The organism is Nocardia sp. NPDC023852, from assembly GCF_040639505.1.
Classification (GTDB): domain Bacteria; phylum Actinomycetota; class Actinomycetes; order Mycobacteriales; family Mycobacteriaceae; genus Nocardia.
Genome location: NZ_JBFAAB010000006.1, coordinates 111718 through 130142 on the forward strand (window position 1 = coordinate 111718; position 18425 = coordinate 130142).

The 18425-nt window shown below is 67.3% G+C and carries 17 protein-coding genes; 9 read left to right on the top strand and 8 right to left on the bottom strand.

Going from position 1 to position 18425, the window contains the following annotated elements; all coding sequences use genetic code 11:
* Nucleotides 1-159 precede the first annotated feature (159 nt).
* The 3 genes from mshB to typA all read right to left on the bottom strand — a co-directional run bounded on the left by mshB (nt 160) and on the right by typA (nt 5670).
* On the bottom strand, nt 160-1047 hold the full coding sequence (gene mshB, locus AB0H00_RS13055) for an N-acetyl-1-D-myo-inositol-2-amino-2-deoxy-alpha-D-glucopyranoside deacetylase (RefSeq protein ID WP_357265545.1): 888 nt from the start codon (nt 1045-1047) through the stop codon (nt 160-162).
* Nucleotides 1044-2759 (bottom strand): ABC transporter family substrate-binding protein, encoded by a 1716-nt coding sequence (locus AB0H00_RS13060; RefSeq protein WP_357265547.1) that lies wholly within the window; start codon nt 2757-2759, stop codon nt 1044-1046. The genes mshB and AB0H00_RS13060 overlap by 4 nt, the downstream gene beginning before the upstream one ends.
* A gap of 1012 nt (nt 2760-3771) precedes the next feature.
* The gene (gene typA, locus AB0H00_RS13065) at nt 3772-5670 is read right to left on the bottom strand and encodes a translational GTPase TypA (RefSeq protein WP_357265223.1); all 1899 of its coding nucleotides are present in this window, start codon (nt 5668-5670) and stop codon (nt 3772-3774) included.
* A 153-nt stretch (nt 5671-5823) separates the two neighbouring features.
* On the opposite strand from typA, the gene AB0H00_RS13070 reads away from it, so the two are divergent.
* Nucleotides 5824-6000 carry a hypothetical protein gene (locus AB0H00_RS13070; protein ID WP_357265225.1) on the top strand — a complete coding sequence of 59 codons (177 nt, stop codon included), beginning with the start codon at nt 5824-5826 and terminating at the stop codon, nt 5998-6000.
* 51 nt (nt 6001-6051) lie between these two features.
* The gene (locus tag AB0H00_RS13075) at nt 6052-6351 is read left to right on the top strand and encodes a 4a-hydroxytetrahydrobiopterin dehydratase (RefSeq protein ID WP_357265227.1); all 300 of its coding nucleotides are present in this window, start codon (nt 6052-6054) and stop codon (nt 6349-6351) included.
* A 75-nt stretch (nt 6352-6426) separates the two neighbouring features.
* Here the strand turns inward: AB0H00_RS13075 and AB0H00_RS13080 are convergent, their stop codons facing one another.
* Nucleotides 6427-7662, bottom strand: a complete 1236-nt coding sequence (locus AB0H00_RS13080; RefSeq protein ID WP_357265229.1) for a mannosyltransferase — start codon at nt 7660-7662, stop codon at nt 6427-6429.
* A gap of 317 nt (nt 7663-7979) precedes the next feature.
* On the opposite strand from AB0H00_RS13080, the gene AB0H00_RS13085 reads away from it, so the two are divergent.
* Both AB0H00_RS13085 and AB0H00_RS13090 read left to right on the top strand, forming a co-directional pair.
* Nucleotides 7980-8759 carry a hypothetical protein gene (locus AB0H00_RS13085; RefSeq protein ID WP_357265231.1) on the top strand — a complete coding sequence of 260 codons (780 nt, stop codon included), beginning with the start codon at nt 7980-7982 and terminating at the stop codon, nt 8757-8759.
* Between the two features lie 340 nt (nt 8760-9099).
* Nucleotides 9100-9459 (top strand): hypothetical protein, encoded by a 360-nt coding sequence (locus AB0H00_RS13090; protein ID WP_357265233.1) that lies wholly within the window; start codon nt 9100-9102, stop codon nt 9457-9459.
* A 42-nt stretch (nt 9460-9501) separates the two neighbouring features.
* On the opposite strand, the gene AB0H00_RS13095 is transcribed toward AB0H00_RS13090, so the two are convergent.
* The 3 genes from AB0H00_RS13095 to AB0H00_RS13105 form a co-directional block, all read right to left on the bottom strand.
* Complete coding sequence (locus tag AB0H00_RS13095) at nt 9502-10218, bottom strand: DUF1906 domain-containing protein (protein ID WP_357265235.1); 717 nt, start codon at nt 10216-10218, stop codon at nt 9502-9504.
* Nucleotides 10219-10377: 159 nt separating this feature from the next.
* Entirely contained in the window at nt 10378-11505 is a 1128-nt protein-coding gene (locus AB0H00_RS13100; protein WP_357265237.1) for a hypothetical protein, read from the bottom strand.
* A gap of 434 nt (nt 11506-11939) precedes the next feature.
* A complete protein-coding gene (locus tag AB0H00_RS13105) occupies nt 11940-12548 on the bottom strand; it encodes a CHAP domain-containing protein (RefSeq protein ID WP_357265239.1) in 609 nt (202 codons plus the stop codon).
* Nucleotides 12549-12747: 199 nt separating this feature from the next.
* On the opposite strand from AB0H00_RS13105, the gene AB0H00_RS13110 reads away from it, so the two are divergent.
* From AB0H00_RS13110 to AB0H00_RS13125, 4 genes are read left to right on the top strand one after another with little or no spacing between them, the layout of a single operon-like run.
* A complete protein-coding gene (locus AB0H00_RS13110; RefSeq protein ID WP_357265549.1) occupies nt 12748-13398 on the top strand; it encodes an ABC transporter permease in 651 nt (216 codons plus the stop codon).
* Entirely contained in the window at nt 13391-14590 is a 1200-nt protein-coding gene (locus tag AB0H00_RS13115) for an ATP-binding cassette domain-containing protein (RefSeq protein ID WP_357265240.1), read from the top strand. Before AB0H00_RS13110 ends, AB0H00_RS13115 begins: the two co-directional genes overlap by 8 nt.
* A complete protein-coding gene (locus AB0H00_RS13120) occupies nt 14587-15357 on the top strand; it encodes an ABC transporter permease (RefSeq protein WP_357265242.1) in 771 nt (256 codons plus the stop codon). The genes AB0H00_RS13115 and AB0H00_RS13120 overlap by 4 nt, the downstream gene beginning before the upstream one ends.
* Nucleotides 15354-16328: a glycine betaine ABC transporter substrate-binding protein gene (locus AB0H00_RS13125; RefSeq protein ID WP_357265244.1), complete on the top strand. Its 975-nt coding sequence runs from the start codon at nt 15354-15356 to the stop codon at nt 16326-16328. Before AB0H00_RS13120 ends, AB0H00_RS13125 begins: the two co-directional genes overlap by 4 nt.
* A gap of 282 nt (nt 16329-16610) precedes the next feature.
* Here the strand turns inward: AB0H00_RS13125 and AB0H00_RS13130 are convergent, their stop codons facing one another.
* Nucleotides 16611-17261, bottom strand: coding sequence for a TIGR03086 family metal-binding protein (locus tag AB0H00_RS13130; protein ID WP_357265246.1), 651 nt, complete (start codon nt 17259-17261; stop codon nt 16611-16613).
* 86 nt (nt 17262-17347) lie between these two features.
* Between AB0H00_RS13130 and AB0H00_RS13135 the strand changes: the two genes are divergently transcribed.
* Nucleotides 17348-18325 (top strand): WYL domain-containing protein, encoded by a 978-nt coding sequence (locus AB0H00_RS13135; RefSeq protein WP_357265248.1) that lies wholly within the window; start codon nt 17348-17350, stop codon nt 18323-18325.
* Nucleotides 18326-18425: the final 100 nt, after the last annotated feature.

Genomic DNA, 18425 nt, shown 5'->3' on the forward strand with positions numbered 1-18425 from the left:
CGAGATCACGGGAACGGTACCCGTCGCGTGGATCCGTCGCGACAGCAACCCGGAGCGTGTGAATCCGCGCAGGTCGACGGTACTTCGGAAAGCGGGGGTTCATTGCGCGAATTGTCCGGACAAGGTGAAACGCGCGCCACTCACTCGGGCGTGATTCGGTCAGTCCAAACCCGCGAACAGATCGTGCTCACGGCCGTCGGGCCCGACCGGACCACGCCGGCCGTGCACGAGGATGAAGTGCTCTTCCGGCAGTACCGGCTGAGCGACATTGTTGGACAGTGCGAACTCGCGCCCGGACGGCGCGACGGTGACCTGGGTGGCGTGCGCCCGCAACGCGGCGCGCTTGGCCGCGAGCGCGTCGGAGACGTCGATCGTCGTGGTCACGGTGTGGCTCGGCACGCTCGCAAGTTCCCCGTCCGCGGGCAGCCGCCAGCCCGGCGGCAGCCCGCCGGGCAACCCGTCGACGGTGCGCTTGGCCAGGGCGGCGGTGTGCACGCGCAGCATGTCGGCGTCGGTGACGGTCCAGTAGAACTTCGGGGTGTTCCAGCCCGCGACCGCAGCGGCGTGCACGGCGGCCGTGGTGATCTCATGGGCCCGTATGTGGTCGGGGTGGCCATAGCCGCCGTTCGGGTCGTAACCGACCACCACACGCGGCCGCACTTCCAGCACCAGCTCCGTGAGGGCCGACACCGCCTCGTCGCCGGACCGCACGAACGCCCTCGGTCTATTCGCCGCGGGGGTGCCCGCCATGCCGGAATCGCGCCAGCGCCCTGCCCCGCCGAGGAACAGTGGAGGCGCCGCGTCCAGGGCGGACAGCGCATGGGTCAGCTCCTGGATCCGATATCCGCCGAGCTGGTCGGCGTGATCGGCGACCAGTTGCGCCCACTCTTCGCCGATCACCTCGCCCTCTTCACCGAGGGTGCAGGTCACCACGGTGACCGGCACACCAAGTCGGCGATAGTGCGCGATCGTGCCTCCGGTGGTGATGGATTCGTCGTCGGGGTGGGCATGCACCAGCAGCAGTCCGCCCGTCGCCGCGGCGGTCACGGAATTCTGCGCCACATGGAGGCGTCGCCGAAGATGCCGACCTGGATGGCGCCGCTGAGCGAGGCGCCGTCCACCCGTGGCCCGGACACCGCGACGGCGTTGTCCTGCACGATCGGCAGCACCGTGGCCATGGCCCACAGCTTGGGCTCGGCATCGGCGAGCACCCGGCCCACCTCGACACCGCGCAGCGCTTCGTCGAACGCGGGCTGCAGGGTCGGATCGCATACACCGGAGAGGTTGCTGGGCGCGCGCGCGGCGGCCTCGGCGATGGCCTGCGCGATTCCGGTGAGTTCCGGCAGCGCGGGCGGTGGACAGCCGTAGCGGGACGCCAGGACGGTCGCCGGATCGGAACCGGCCACCTCCCAGCCGACGATCGCGTCGACCGTGCCGTCGATCAATTCCTTGCCGTACAGCTCGTCGGCGGCGACGCTGCGCACCGTCGCGTCGATTCCGGCGCTACGCAATTGGTCGGCGGCGGTGTTGGCCACGGCGAGCGCGGTGGCGTCCTTGTCGGCCGCGCCGATCCGCACGGCGAGCGGCTTACCGTCCTTGCCGATCGTTCTCGGCTGCGGCGCGGGCGAGGTCGGCGACGTCACCGGCGGCGGCTCCGGCGCGCGACCGAAACCCGCGGCGGCGAGCAAAGCGAAAGCCTCGTCCGCGGACGGCCTCGGCGGAGTGGTCGGGACATAGCCGGGGTCGGACGGTGCGAGCACCTGGGCGCGCGCCGGTTCCACCCAGTTACCGGTCTGCGCACCGACCGCCGCCAGCAACGCTGGGTCCAGCAACGCGAGCACCCCGGACCGGACCCGCGGATCACCGAGTTCGCCTCTGCGCCCGTTGAGCACCAGTTGCAGCACCCGCGACTGCGGCATGATGGCGGTCCGCACCGAGGGAATCGCACCGAGTTGAGCTTGGGTCGCCACGCCGCCGTGGACCAGCGCCATCTGGACATCGCCGGTGCGGAGCGAGCCCGCCAGCTGAGCGGTCGTGCCGCCGCGGCGCAGCAGAATCTGGCCGGGCATGGCCGGGGTACCCCAGAAGCGGTCGTTGCGTTCCAGCAACATCTCGTCCCGTCCTGGGTCGGCCGATCGGATCCCGAACGGTCCTCCGGATACTCGAACGCCGCTCACCTGGCCGTTCATCCCACGGGCGAACCCGCCCGGAGCGTCCTTCAACAGATGCGAGGGCAGCAGATCCGTGAACAGCTCCCGCCAGCCGGGATAGGGCTGCGACATCACGACGGTCACCGTCTTGCCACCAGCCGACGAGTTCACATCCGAGATGAGCCGATAGGCCGCCGGATCGACGACCCCCGGTTCCGAGATCATCTCCTGCCACAGATATCGGAAGTCCTCGGCCGCGATCGGCGCCCCGTCGGACCAGGACGCTTCGTTGCGCAGCCGATAGGTGATCGTGAAAGGTTCCTGCGCGGTGACATCGGCGGAAACCAGCAAAGACGAGTCCGGCACCCACGCCGTCGTCCCCGGCGTGGTCGGGCTCGGGACCGGCCGGAACGGACTCGGCAGCACCAGCGAGGCGATCGCGGAGGTGGCGGCCGACTGGTCGGACCGCAGATGCGGATTGAAGGCCGTTCCAATGGTGTCCAGCGCGACGACCACCGTCGTCTCCGCGGGTTTCACCGGCGTGGTCTTCGGGCTGTCGGTGCTCTCGATGGGCGGCGGCGGGTTCGCCGCGCAGCTGCTGATCAGCATCAGCACTGCCACGGTCGGCAACAACGTGCGCCACGCTGTGCGTTTTCCTGCGCCCACTTTCACGCTCGGGAACTCTACCGCACGTTCGAGTCCGCGCGCAGAATCACGGCATCGCAGCCGATCAACCGCGATACCGATCCCATATATGTCCTGTGGCACAGCGAACGCACCGAAGAGGCCGTTCCCTCCCGGAAACTATTGCACATTTAATACTCGAGCAAACTTTCGGCTCACAGATCCAGTTCCTTATGCGATATCGACGCCCCACCGATCGCAGGGGCAACGGAGCAATGATGGAACGGCGCACGCCCTGACATCGCCGCACGATGGCATTCAGACTCGGACGGAGAACGTCCTGATTTGCCGGCCCGTGCACACTCGCGCAGGTCGAACCCCCTCCGTGATCATCACCGCGGCCGTTGTCGCCATCGAATCCCCTGCATGAGCACAGTATTTCCTGGCCGGAGCATGGCACCACACCACAGGGATCGCACAATACAAACGATGATCCTTCATCCCGAAGACAGCGCACACACTGTCGTCGCTATCAGGAACTCGATTTCCCAACGACGCTCACGGATGAGAACGTCCGACAACTCTTAGTGAAAGCAAATTTTGGCCGCGCACACAGAGCCCGACTACGTCCACTTAAAGCTATCGCGCAGCATATTTCAGAATCATGCCCGCGCTCCGGAGCATCCAGACCCACTCATGAATTGCCTCACCAACCGAACGCGTCCGTATTCGTATGCCATGACCGGACTATCCATCACTGATGTTCCGATCTCTTATACCGGATCGCCCTGTCCAGCACCTTTCGACAACGTACGAGAGGAATTCTCGGACCGCAACGAATTTCGACCCGCGAACCCATACGATCGATTCGAGACCCCCGAGACCAGGCCCCACCAACCTTCGATCCTCGTGATCCCCGCCCGGCCACCATCCGTGATCCGGGCAGAAAAAATCCGGCGCCGCACAGTGACGCCGGATTCCCTTATGCGACAAACAATTACAGCGCCGCGCGATCTCTCGCCTTGCGCCGAGACGTTTCCCGCGCACGCTCGTTCTGACCGAGGATCACCTTGCGCACCCGGATCACCTCCGGGGTGACCTCCACACATTCGTCGGCGGCGCAGAACTCCATCGCGCCCTCCAGATCCAGCTGCAGCGGCTTGGCCAGGGTCTCCATCACGTCGGCAGTGGAGCTTCGCATGTTGGTCAGCTTCTTCTCGCGGGTGACGTTGATGTCGAGATCCTCGGCACGCGGGTTGATCCCGACGACCATGCCCTCGTAGGTGTCCGCGCCCGGCTCGACGAAGAACTGGCCGCGGTCGGACAGCTGGATCATCGCGAACGGGGTCACCGAGCCCGCGCGGTCGGAAACCAGCGAGCCGGTGTGCCTGGCCCGGATCTCACCGGCCCACGGCGCGTAGCCGTGCGAGACCGCGTTGGCGATGCCCGTGCCTCGGGTCTCGGTGAGGAAGTCGGTGCGAAAGCCGATCAGACCGCGCGAGGGGACGATGAACTCCATCCGCACCCAGCCCGCGGCGTGGTTGCTCATCTGCACCATCTTGCCCTTGCGCGCGGCGAGCAGTTGGGTGACGGCGCCGAGGTACTCGTCGGGGCAGTCGATGGTCAGCTCTTCATACGGCTCGTGCACCTTGCCGTCGACCTGCTTGGTGACCACCTGCGGCTTGCCGACAGTCAGCTCGAAGCCCTCGCGGCGCATGGTCTCGACCAGGATGGCCAGCGCCAGCTCACCACGGCCCTGCACCTCCCAGGCATCCGGTCGCCCGATGTCGAGCACGCGCAGCGACACGTTGCCGACCAGTTCCTGGTCCAGCCGCGCCTTCACCATGCGTGCGGTCAGCTTGTGGCCCTGCACCCTGCCGACCAACGGCGAGGTGTTGGTGCCGATGGTGACCGAGATGGCGGGCTCGTCGACCGTGATGCGCGGCAGTGCGACGGGCTCGTCGATGTCCGCGAGAGTGTCACCGATCATGATGTCGGGGATGCCCGCGATGGCGACGATGTCGCCCGCCACGGCGATCTCGCCCGGCTGGCGCTCCACGCCGATGGTCTGCAGCAGCTCGGTGATCTTCACCTGCTTGACGCCGTCTGCGTGCATCCAGGCGACATTCTGGCCTTTGCGCAGCTCGCCGTTGTGAATGCGGACCAGCGCGAGGCGGCCGAGGAACGCAGAGGCGTCCAGGTTGGTGACGTGCGCCTGCAGCGGCGCGGCCGGATCGCCCTTCGGCGCCGGAATGTTCTCCAGCAGCACCTCGAACAGCGCGTCGAGGTTCTCCGCGTCCGGCGCGTTGCCGTTCTCGGGGCGCTCCTTGGACGCCTTGCCCTCGCGGCCGGACGCGTATAGCACCGGCAGGTCGAGCGCGAGCTCGGCGGCCTCGGCGGCGGCGTCGTCCAGATCGGAGGCCAAGTCGAGGAGCAGGTCATGGCTTTCTTCGACGACCTCCTCGATGCGGGCATCGGGACGGTCGGTCTTGTTCACGACCAGGATCACCGGCAACGACGCGGCCAGTGCCTTACGCAAGACGAACCGGGTCTGCGGCAGCGGCCCTTCGGACGCGTCGACGAGGAGCACGACGCCGTCGACCATGGACAGGCCGCGCTCCACCTCACCACCGAAGTCGGCGTGGCCCGGGGTGTCGATCACGTTGATCACGGTGACCGAGCCGTCCGGGTGGTGACGGTGTACCGCCGTGTTCTTGGCGAGAATGGTGATGCCCTTCTCGCGTTCCAGGTCGCCGGAGTCCATCACACGATCGACGGGCTCGGCCCGCTCGGCGAAGGCGCCCGACTGGCGCAACATGGCGTCGACCAGGGTCGTCTTGCCGTGGTCGACGTGGGCCACGATGGCGACGTTGCGAAAATCGCGCGCAGACGACACGCTGAATCCTCCTGCTGTTAGGTGTTGGTGCCGGCCGACCCCTGCAAACAGGTGGAGAATCGAGACTCACCGGGCATTGCGGCCAGCTCCACCCTACCGGCAGCCCGGTTGCCGCAACGTTTCAGGCTTTGTACTTAGGGTAAGCTAACCGCCGTGGGCAAGGTCAAAGCCAAGAAGGTTTCGAGTCTGAAACCGAAGAAGAAGTGCTGTCGCAAGAAGACGCGCTGCTTGAAGTGCCCGGTCGTCATCATGCGTATGAAGAAGTGTGAAGCCGCTGGTATCCGCGGTAAAGACCTGAAGAAGGCACTCAAGCAGGCCCGTGCCGCCTGACCGCATCCCGCCGCCCTTTCCGATGCGGCCGGAAGCGGGTAGTAAGGAGATATGGCGCAGCAGACACTGCTCTCCGACATCGAAATCGCCGACGCGCTCACCGAGCTGACGGGCTGGGCTCGATCGGGAGACAGCCTGACCCGCACCGTCGAGGCGCCCACTTTTCCGGCGGGCATCGAACTGGTGCGGCAGGTCGCCGAGGTCGCCGAGGAGGCGAACCATCACCCGGACATCGATATCCGTTGGCGCAAGGTCACCTTCACGCTGTCCACCCACTCGGCCGGCGGGCTCACCGCCCTGGACATCGCGCTGGCTCGCGAGATAGATCGCCTTGCGGCGCGATCCGGCTGAGCTGTGTTGTTCGGCCGCGCCTACGGCGCGGCGTGTTCGCGGCCTCTGAAGCTCATGTCGGCTGACCGCATTCGGCTATGCCTGTACGCCGCGTGTGGCGCCCTCCGCAGTCACGCGCGCCCGCTCCTCCGGGCCTGACCGCACACGCTGGCGCCCCGACCGAATCACCCACAGATAGAACACCACGACACCGAGCACGTCGACGGCGCCCAGCCAGGCGAGCGCGCCAGGCCGGGAGATCGTCCAGATCGAATCCTGGAAGAACGACAGCACCCACGGCACGCCGACGAGCATGGTCACCAACCAGTACCCAGCCATGATCCGCGCGCCGGGCGCGGTACGCAGCGGCCCGTAGACCAACCACAGCACCATCGGCAGCAGCCACACCCAGTGGTGCGACCACGAGATGGGCGAGACCATCAGCCCGAACAGCTGCACCACGATCAGCGTGCCGAGCCGGTCGTCGGTTCCGAGCGCACGCCACGCCAGAAAAGCCAGGACCGCGACAACCACCACCGCCGCGATCCACCACGGTCCGGATTCGACGTCGGCACCGAGGATCCGGCTCAGTGCGCCGCGCAGTGACTGGTTCCACACCGAACCCACCGGCCCGATCCGGTCGGCGTCCCCGAGTAGCGTGCCGAAGTACTGCCGCGCTTCGTTGGGCGCGATCAAGAAGCTCAGTCCCACTGTCGCACCGAAAACGAGCGCCGACGCGAGGACGGTCGTCCAGCGCCGCCGCGCGACGAAATACAGCCCGGTGATCGCGGGTGTCAGCTTGATCCCGGCGACGATGCCGACCAGACCGCCGGAGACCCACCATCGCGAACTGCGCACCGCGAGCATTCCTCCGAGTGCCAGGAACACGTTGACCTGGCCGTAGTCGATCGTGGTCCGCACCGGTTCCAGCCACATCCCCACCGCGGTCCAGGCGACCGTCGCGGCCTGCCACCGCGGCGCGCGCAACGCCTCCGTGCCCAGCATCAGCTCGAAACTGATGCGCACCACCGCATACAGCGCTGCGGCGATGGCCAGCAGCCACGCCACCGCTACCACGGTGAACGGCAGATAGTGCAGCGGAAAGAACACCAGCGCCGCGAACGGCGGGTAGGTGAACGGCAGCGGGAAGTCCGGGGTCTTCTCCGCATAGGTGAAGTCGTAGAGGTGATCGGTCAGCAGCGCGGCCGACCCACCGACGTAGACGTGCAGGTCGACGAGGTTCATTCCATTCTCGGACAGCAACATCCAGAGCAACCGCGCCAGCACGGAAAGTCCGAGCACCGACACAGCCCATCGAAGGTGACGATTCAAAGCGCTGGCTTTCGGCTAGGGTGCGGTACGTCGGTTCGGCACGCCCGGAGTTCCGGGGGTCCGGCGACAGGGCGGACGGCAGGATTAGATTAACCGCAGCGCACATCGTCCATTCCACCCGCGAGCCATTGATAACATTTGCATCAACTTTCACACCAGCAACACCTCGGCGCGCTACGTTCTGCTAACACTGATCGTCCACAGCACCTTTCCGGCGCCCAGCTGTACACACAGCCGTGATGTCCCTAGAGTGACCCCGAAACGATGGCTTTTAGCAATCGGACCCAGATGTACCCGAGGTAAGGACGGCTAGACCAGTGCTTCGCACCCGAGGATCGCGGATCGCATTGTCCGCACTCGCCATCGCGGCGAGTGCCACGCTCGCCGCGCCGACGACAGCAGTCGCGGCCCCCGCGCCCGCATCCGCGGCGACTACGAACAGCGTTCCGATGGTCCCCGAGGGCGTTCCGGTGGATGTGCTGGCCGCACTCGCCCCCGCCATCGTGGGGTCCATCGCCGGTCCCGCCGATATCGCCGGCCCGCAGTCGGCGATTCTCGACCAGGCGCGCAGGCTGCTCGCCACGCTGAATCTGCCGCCGCAGATCAAGTCGACGCTCGAGCGGATCATCACCTTCCTCGACGGTAGCGGCGGCGGCGGCCCCGAGGTACCACAGGACGGCCCGACGATCGCGCAGTTCCTGTACCCCACCATCGGCAAGGGCTGCATCGGTCCGAGTGCCGACTCGGTCGGCACCGCGCTGGCCGTGCCCGGCCCCGCCACCCTGCCGCCACCGGGACCGGCGGCCGGTCAGACCGGATTCGTGTTCACTGCACTCGGCACCAAGTCGCCGACGCCGGTACAGAACCCGCCCATGACGGTGCAGTGGCTGAACCTGGACACCCGCCAGGGCGGCGCCCTGCCGCTGACCGATGAGGCCAGGATCAACCCGGGCGGCCCGGCTACGCTGTCCGCGATCGCCGACACCGGCTCAGGCCGCGTCGTCGCGGTCATCGGCGGCTCACTGACCACCAAGGCCGACGACGCCGACCCGCGGACCTGCTCATTCCTGCCGACGCTCGGTTTCTTCGTCGTGTAATTTCTGTGTTTTCGGTCGCGCGGGCGCGGCGTGTTCGTGGCCCCCTTCTGGCTCGCGGGGCCGCGAACGGGCAATGGTCGGTCTCGCTGCGCTCGGAAACGGGAGTCGGGCCGAGTGGTTGCGGCTAGCTAGCAGGTGAGCGCTTTGTCGGACGCGCCTGTGGCGCGGCGAACGGGGGAATGCCTGGCCTCGCCTTCTCTCCCGAGAAACAGAGGGTTTGCCGAGGTGGCGGCAACCGCGCGGTGCCCGTATTTTCGGTGGCTTGCAGGCTCCGTGACACTCTCGAAAGGACCTGCCGCGATGTCGCATGAGTCTTCCAGACTGTGGTAGACCGCTAACTATGGCGACCATCGATCGTTCGACACGGCCGGGTCACTCGATCCGGAGCAGGCGTTCGCACCGCTCGATACTGTCGATCCGCTCGGAGGGTTCGATCCTGTCGATCGGCTCGGCCTACTCGATCCTGTCCGTCGGCAGCGTCGGCTCGATCCTGTCGATCGGTTCTGTCGGATCGCTCGGGTCGGCTATCTCGTCGTTTTCGTTCACCAGCCTCGGTTCGGCGTTCTCCGGCCTGTCCCGGTGGTCGCTGTTCTCGTGGCTCGGTGACCACGAGGCGCCGGACAGTCGTCCGATGCTGCGGGTTGTGCCGGACGACGAGCCCGACCTGCGCGTCACACCGGCGAGCCACTGCCAGACCTGACCGATCAACCACCCGGCCCAGCCGCTCAGTCGGCCGGGCCGCTCACCACTGTCCGTACTCGGCGGCGAGCACGTTGTTCAGGTCGATGGCTACCCCGTCGATGGATCGTTCGTCGATTTCGAACTGATGCAGGTGCGCCGCAGGGTGCACGAAACCCGTCGGCGTGCCCCAGTCATGCTGCCAGTACCAAGAACACAGACCCGCCGCGGTGGCAAGCCCGATGGTCGGCGCGTTCGCGTAGACGCCGGTGTTCTCCCGGCCGATCACCGACTGCCAACCCAGGAGGTATGGCGCGATCATGGTGGCGAAGTCGACCGGCGACGGGTTGTCATCGATGGACGCGTAGATCGGCGCGCCGTCCGGGCCGCCCGCCGCACGGTGCAGCTCGAGCCCGCGCGCCGCGTGCCGCTTCCCCGCCTCCAGTCCGCCGCGCCAGTCGGCGGTCGGCCCCTTGCCGAACTGGTAGCAGGAGACGATCTTCAGGCCCGCCGCGTTCAACTGCTCGACCTCCCTGGCGTGCAGCGGCTTGCCCGCCATCCACTCGGCGCCAGGCCTGCGATCGGAGACGTAGCGGATCACACCGAGGTGGCCGGCGTCCTTGATCGCCGCGGCGGAGGGAACCCCGCCCGCGTAATCGATCAGGGTGCCGAGCGAGGTTCTGGTGGCGGAAGCCGGGGTTGCTGCCGCGGTCACGCCGACCGCGGCCGCCGCGGCCGCGAAAGCGAAAAGCTCACGCCGGGACACCGAATTGGAACGCATCGTGGACTCCTTCGCGCAACCCGACATGGATGGCAGCGTGCCCGGCGCACCTTCCCCTATCCAATGCGCGCCGGGAGCCTCGAACGTGGACTCATTTCACCATATTCACATTGGAACCGCTAGACCCACAGGACACACAGTTCACATTCGCCACAGCTGCTAGGCCACACCGTCGATGCGCGCGGCGACGTCGATGGTCCGGCCCGTAGGATCGGCGAGTTCGTTGCTGACCACCCTGGCCACCTGCGCCACGATCTGCTTCTTGATACCCGCGAGCGCACCGAGGGTCGCCGCGCGGATGCCATGCGCCGTGAAATCGATCCGAATGTCGCCGAGGTCCGGCGGCGGCACGTCGATCACGAGCAGCAGCGGGTCGGCGGCCCGTGCGGTCAGCACCAACCGCACCTCGACGTCGGCGCGGTAATGGTTGGCCTTCAGTACGTCGACGGTGATGTCCAGACACACCGGAAGCGTCAGATCGAACGCCACCGGTTTCGCCGATCTGTCCACCAGCCGCGGCACCCGGACGGATCCGCGGACCGTCACCGTCGCGGCGTTGCGCGGCCCGGTCGACAACGGACCGACCTCGATGGGCCGCCCCGCAAGCCGCTCCACCACCTCGAACACGCGGTCCCGCGTCACGACGCGCGAGAAGAACCGGTCGCCGAACTCGTCGTAGCCGATCCAGTCGAATTCGGCCTTGTCCCGATGCTGCGAGCGGGTTCCGTCGACCATGGCTTCGACGTCGAACACCAGGCCGCGACGCGTCTGCGGATCGGCAAGCATGGCGTTCACCCGGGACGCGACCTCGCGCTGCACCACGCCCGCGATCGGGTCGAGCAGCCACTCCCAGGCCGACTCCACCGCCTGCGCGCGCAGCACAAAGCTGATATCGCGCTGGGTGATCGGCGGAATGTCGATGACGATGAGCAGCGGATCGGCGGTGTGGGCGTGCAACGTCAGATCGATCTCGACCCTGGCCTCCAGCCGCAGCTTCTTGCCGCCGAGCAGCACCTTCACCACGAGCGACACCGGAATGGTGACCTCGAACGTCAGATGCGGTCCACTGTGCAGGACGACCGGTGTGCCCACCTTGCCCTCGGCGACGAAACCGGCGAGTCCGGCCGGACCGATCGAGACCGGACCGATCGTCATGCCACGGCCTGTCATACCGGACACCGCGGCCTCGATTCGGGCGGCGGCCACGGCATGCCTCACGAAACGCTCGCCGAACTCGGCATAGTCGATCCAGGCCGGCTCACTACTCGATTCGTCGGTCGGCTGCATCAGTAGTTCCGAAACCCCTCACCTCTCGATGGACAACCGACACGGTACGCGACAGATTTGCGGCTGCCTCGCCTTCGCTCGGCCCGGCGCAGGCTACGGGCGGACTTCGCCGGGCTGCACCCGATATGCGGCTGCCTCGCCTTCGCTCGGCCCGGCGCGGGCTACGGGGGGACTTCGCCCGGCTGTATCCGATATGCGGCTGCCTCGCCTTCGCTCGGCCCGGCGCGGGCTGCGGACCGACACATACGGTTGCGCCTGACATGGCGCCGGATTCGGGACGCCCTGAGGCCGAAATCCCCGTCCTGCCGATGAGGGGGAAGCAGGGCGGGGATCGGCGACGGCGCTGCCGGGCGCCGCCGAACACATCGTAGGACTATGCGCCAGGCGATTTCACGTGCGTACCGGGGGGATCCGCCTTTGCGGAGCAAGGCTTGTCACAGTCGCCCGAACCCCACCACACCGGGCACATCGGCCAGGGTGAATCGGTGGATGCGGACGTCGCCGAATTCGTTGCCGCCTATTGTGGTCACCTCGCCGCCATCAGCACGCAGCACGATGTTCGTGTGCTGGCCGAACGGACTGGATTGCCGGTACAGCAGCACGTCACCGGTGCGCGGGTGGTAGCCGGACCCGATCGGGGCGAACCGGTCTGCGCCTTCGTAGTACTCCTGCAGCGTGTACACGCCCGGGATCCGCCATGAGCCCGAATGGGGATTGACCAGCGGAGTGCCCGCCTCGCGCAGCACCCAGCTGACGAAGTCGGCGCACCACGCCTCGTCGATCCCCTCGGCGTATTTCGTTCCCGCGCCCGGACTGCCGAACTCGCGCTCGGCCACCGCGACGATCCTGGCCTGTTTCGGATCGAGCGCCGCGCGATCGAGGGCCGGGAACTCGGTGCGGCGCTCGCCGACAATGGCCTGGCCGTTCGATCGGTCCTCCCACCAGCGGACTCCTGCGATCCCGGAGGCGACGAGGGCGAACAGCACCAGGCCGAGCACGATCCACCGACGTGTTCGGCGCGGGCCGAGCTGCTCTCGAGACATCGCTTCCTCGAATTCGTCTCACATCGCCGACTTTCGGGTCTTATGAAGTTCGACGATAGAACAGCGTCGATGGTTCCGCGCCAGACCGAATGGTTTCGATCACCGTCTTGCGGGGCAACCACTGCGAGCTGGGATCCCGTCCGGCCGCGCGGAAATCGCGATAGTCTCCGAGGAAACCAGGCGAGGGGAAGGTCCGGCCCTGGACACGCTGTGGACATTCGTGGTGCACCGACGACACCAGCTACTCGTCGACTCCTCTCTGCATGTCTCGGCGGTGGTGCAATCGGTCCTGCTGGCCACGGCCGTGTCGGTGCTGATCGGAATTCTGGTCTACCGCAGCCCGCTCGGTTCCTCGATAGCCACCGCGGTGGCCAGCGCGGTTCTCACCGTTCCGTCGTTCGCGCTACTCGGCCTGCTGATCCCGTTCCTCGGCCTCGGCGTCGCGCCGACCATCACCGCACTCGTGGTCTACGCGTTGCTTCCGATCATGCGCAACACCATCCTCGGACTGGCCTCGGTGGACCCCGCCGTCACCGATGCGGCACGCGGCGTCGGGATGAGTCGGCTCCGCATGCTCACCAGCATCGAGCTGCCGCTCGCCTGGCCCGCGATCCTGGCCGGCATGCGGGTGAGCACGCAGATGATCATGGGCATCCTCGCGATCGCCGCGTACGCCAAGGGCCCCGGTCTCGGCAACCTGATCTTCTCCGGTCTCGCACGGCTCGGCAGCCCGAACGCGATGCCGCAGGCCTTGGTCGGAACGAGCCTCATCGTCTTGCTGGCACTCGTTCTAGACGGGACCTACGTCCTGGTCGGACGGCTCACCACCTCGAGGGGAATCCGTGACTGACACCGAAACCCACACCGGCGCCGCCGTATCGGCTGTGTCCGGCGTCGAGATCGTGCTCGACTCGGTCACCAAACACTATCCTGGCCAACGCGACCCAGCCGTGGACCGAGTCTCGCTGACCATTCCGGCGGGTGAGATCGTGGTCCTGGTCGGGCCTTCCGGCTGCGGCAAGACGACCACCATGCGGATGATCAACCGGCTGATCGAGCCCACCTCGGGCACCATAACGATCGGCGGACGCGACGCATCGTCGATGAATCCCGACCGGCTGCGGCGTGGCATCGGCTATTCGATCCAGCAAGCCGGGCTCTTCCCGCACTTGACCGTGGCGAAGAACGTGGCGACCGTTCCCGGTCTGATCGGCTGGGACCGCAAGCGGATCGGGGCACGGGTCGACGAAATGCTCGAGCTGGTCGGCCTCGACCCGGACACCTATCGCGGACGCTACCCGCGCCAGCTGTCCGGGGGCCAACAGCAGCGTGTCGGGGTAGCACGGGCGCTGGCGGCCGATCCGCCGGTGCTGCTGATGGACGAGCCGTTCGGCGCTGTCGACCCGATCACCCGGGGCCTACTGCAGGACGAGTTGCTGCGCCTCCAAGGCGAACTGGGCAAGACCATCGTGTTCGTGACACACGATTTCACCGAGGCGGTCAAGCTCGGCGATCGAATAGCGGTGCTGGGCAACCAGTCCCGGATTCTGCAGTACGACACGCCTGCCGCGATCCTGGCCGACCCCGCCGGCGAGACGGTCGCCGGTTTCGTCGGCGCGGACGCCTCGCTCAAGCAGCTCACGCTGACCCGCGTCCGAGAGGTCGAACTCGGCCAGTGCGCCACCGCCGCCGAGCAAGACCCTGTCGACGATCTGCGCAGCACGCTCGCCAACCGGGACTGGCCGTGGGCGCTGGTGCTCGACGGCCACCACCGCCCACGGCGCTGGGTGTCATCCCAGCAGCTGGCACACGCGAACTCGTTGCGCGACATCGGATCGCCGATCGGCGCGACGTTGTCGCCGATGTCAACCCTGCAGGATGCTCTCGAAGCGCTGCTCGCCGAACAGACCGCGACCGCGGTGGTGACCGGAACACGCGGCGAGTACGTCGGGCTGATCACGATCGACACCCTCGTCGCACACCTGTCGGCCCTGCGCGCGGAATACGGAGCGGACCGCGTCGCAACGGACGGCACACCATGACGTCCACCGCCGCCACGACGACACCCGCCGCCCAGCGCCGGGCCGAGCGCATCCGGTTGTTCGTCCAACCCGTACTCGTTCTTGTGCTCACCGCGGGCGTGCTGGTGTGGGCGTTCGCCCGCGACCTCACCACTACCCAGCAGGCCAGCCTCAACGGCGCCGATGTCGCGACCGTCACGTGGCAGCACGTGTTGATCACCGCGACCGTGATGCTGATCGTCATCGCGGTGGCGGTCCCACTCGGCACCCTGCTCACGAGGCCGGGATTTCGCCGTTTCGCGCCACTTTTCGTCGGCATCGCCAATATCGGTGCGGCCGCGCCCGCCATCGGCCTGATCGTGCTGTGTTACCTCGCCACCCGTACGACCGGCTTCTGGATCGGTGTCGCGCCGATCGCGTTCTATTCACTGCTTCCGGTGCTGCGCAACACGATCCTGGGCTACCAGCAGGTGGACCGGACCCTGATCGATGCGGGGCGCGGGCAGGGGATGTCGGCGGCCACGGTGCTGCGCCGCATCGAATTCCCACTCGCCGTGCCCTATATCCTGGCCGGATTGCGCACCTCGCTGGTGCTCGCGGTCGGCACCGCGACGCTGTCGTTCCTGGTGAGCGCGGGTGGTCTCGGCATCCTGATCGATACCGGCTACAAGCTGCGCGACAACGTCACCCTGGTGGTCGGGGCGGTGCTTGCGGTATCGCTGGCGCTGCTGGTCGACTGGCTCGGCGCGCTCGCCGAAGAGTTTCTCGGACCGAGGGGGCTTAGATGAGCCGGGCCTGGCGCACCTTCGCGCTCGCGCTCGGTCTGGCACTGGTCGGCGCCTGCGGGTTGCAATCCGGCGGTGCGGTGCCGCTGCGGGTCGGCCCGGGCAGCATTCAGCCGGTGCCCGAACTCGCGGACGTGCGCGTCATCGTCGGTTCCAAGGACTTCACCGAGCAGAACATCCTCGGATATCTCATCGAGTTCGCCCTATCGGCGGCGGGCGCGGACGTGCGTGACCTGACGAATATCCAAGGTTCCAACAGCATGCGGGACGCCCAGCTGCATGGGCAGATCGACGTCGTCTACGACTACACCGGCACCGGCTGGGTCAACTACCTCGGCAACGAGACGCCGATACCCGACGAGATCGGCCAGTTCGAGGCGGTCCGCGCCGCCGACCTCGCCGCGCACGGCATGGTGTGGGCGGGCATGGCGCCGATGAACAATACCTACGCGCTGGCCATGAGCTCCCGGACCGCGCAGGAGACCGGCGTGCGCACGCTGTCGGACTACGTCAGGCTGGTCGACTCCGACCCCGCCGCGGCCACCCTCTGCGTGGGCACCGAATTCAACGTCCGGCAGGACGGTTTCCCCGGCCTGACCCGCGAGTACGCGATCGACCCCGGCAAGGTGCGCAAGCAGATCGTCCAGGACGCTGTGGTGTACCAGGCCACCGCCGACGGCAAGCAGTGCCACTTCGGTTCCGTCGCCGCCACCGACGGCCGGATTCTCGCTTTGAATCTCATTCTGCTGCAAGATGATCGCGGCTTCTTTCCGAAATACAACGCGGCACTGGTGATACGCAAGGCGTTCGCCGACGCGCATCCGGAGGTAGCCACCGTCATGGCGCCGATCTCGCGGCGCCTCACCAACGAAGCCATCACCGAACTCAACCGGCAGGTAGACGTCGACGGACGCGAGCCCGCCGAGGTGGCGCGGGACTGGATGGTCACCCAAGGATTCGTCACCGCGCGCTGAGTCGACGCGTCCTCAGGTACCGCGACCATGCCCGCGGAATCGTCGCCCAGGGGCCCCGCGCCGGGTTCGCGACCCGGCAGTGCACATAGACGCGTAAACCACGACCATGCACACAGTCAGGCGCGGGTTCGCGGCTCAGCAGCGCGGTAAGGCGTGCGAACCGAGACCCAGGGAGCACGGTCCTACCGTGCGAATCGCAACCCGATCAGCACGGTCGAACACCCAGGTCGCAATCCAGACAAAGCAGTCAGCCGCCGCGCGGGTCGCGGCCCAGCGTCACGATCAGGCGAGTGGGTCGCGGCCCAAGTAACGCAGGAGCGCGGCGATGGCTGTGTCGTCGGCCGGGCCTTCGACGATCGGGGCATAGGCGCCCCATTGGCGCAGGGGCTCGACCATTTCGGCTTGCTCACCGCTGCCGGGGGCTGGGTGGACGGTGCGGGCCGCGGTGAGCAAGTGGGCGGCGAGGTCGTCGGTCAGGGGCGAGGGCTGGCGCGTGGCGATCGCGATATCCCAGGCGTGCACGGCGGCATCCAGCGCACACATGACCGCGGCGACCGGCGTGGCGAGCGCGCCGTGCGGCAGCGGAGTCGGCACGGTTTCGGAGTCGTCGGCGACCGTTGCCCAGGCGGCGGAGACCTGTTCGATCGCTTCGCGCACGAGGTCCGACGGAGAGCCGTCGACGTCACCCGACGGCGCGAACGGGTTGTCGGCCGGACCATCGCCTATGCCGAGGCATTCGGCGTACGCGAGCTGATCGCCCGCGGCGTGCTGAACAACCTGCGTCACATCCCATTCCGAGCACGGGGTGGGCAGCTGCCACTGATCGTCTCCGACACCCGCGACGACTGTTTCGAGCGCGCGGTAGGAGGAGGCGAGGACGTCCCGCCAGACGGGCCGCAGTGTGGCGACGGCGGTGGTGGCTGTGGCGTTCATATCAAGGCCTTTCGCGTTGTTTCCTTGGTGCTGACACGAGCCTATGGGCCAATTAGGCTAATTTCGTTCCTAATTTTGGAGGCAAAGTGGCAGCATCCACCACACGTGTCCTTCGTTTGCTCGCGCTGCTCCAGGATCGCGCGCACACCGGACGCGACCTTGCCGCTCGACTCGGCGTCACCGACCGCACACTGCGCTATGACATCCAGCGGCTGCGCGAGCTGGGCTACCCGGTGCACGCGGAGCGCGGCGCGATCGGCGGCTACCGGCTCGGCCGCGGCACGACCATGCCACCCCTGCTGCTGGACGACGACGAAGCGGTGGCCGTCGCGGTAGCGGTCGGGTTGGCCGAGGATGGTTCCACCGGCATCGCGGACATTGCGGACCACGCCACCAGAGCGCTGGCCAAACTGGACAAAATTCTGCCGAAACGCTTGCAGCGCAAGGTGACCGCGCTACGCGACGCCACGGCGATCGGCCCGGCGACCACCGGTTCCCGCGAACCCGACGCCCCGGTGCCCGCCGGGGTGCTCACCGCCCTGGCGGACGCCATCCGCGACGGCGCCACTGTCCGCATCGAGGAGGCCGCCGCGAGCCAGCCCGTATCGGAGGTCGAGCCTTATCGCCTCATCAACTGGCAGCGCCGCTGGTACCTGGTCGCCTACAGCCTCGAAAGCCATTCCTGGCGTGCGATTCCCGTCGCTCGGATTCCCCAGGCCGCGCCGGGCTGCCGCCGCTTCGCCGCACGCTCGCTTCCGAACGACGATCTGGTCGCCTTCGTCATGCGCCACATCGCCACCGCCGGCTGGCGGGTGCAGGCGCGGGTCACCGTGCTGGCTCCGGCCGAGACCGTGATCGCCCGCATCAATCCGGCGGTCGGTGTCGTCGAAGCAGCGGATGCCGACACCTGCGTCCTCTACACCGGCGCGGACGCGCTGGAAACCGTCGCCATCTACCTATCCATGCTGATGATGGACTTCCGCGTGGACAGTCCGCCGGAACTCGTCGCCCACATCCGCACCCTTGCCCACCGGTACACCGACGCGGTCGCCGACGCGCCATAGAGCGGAAGCAGCACCGACGGTAGTGGCGGCCACGCAGGACGTGAGCCCTCAGGGACCAACTAGTGGAACGTGAACAAGGCCGGCGTGGGACGACGCCGGT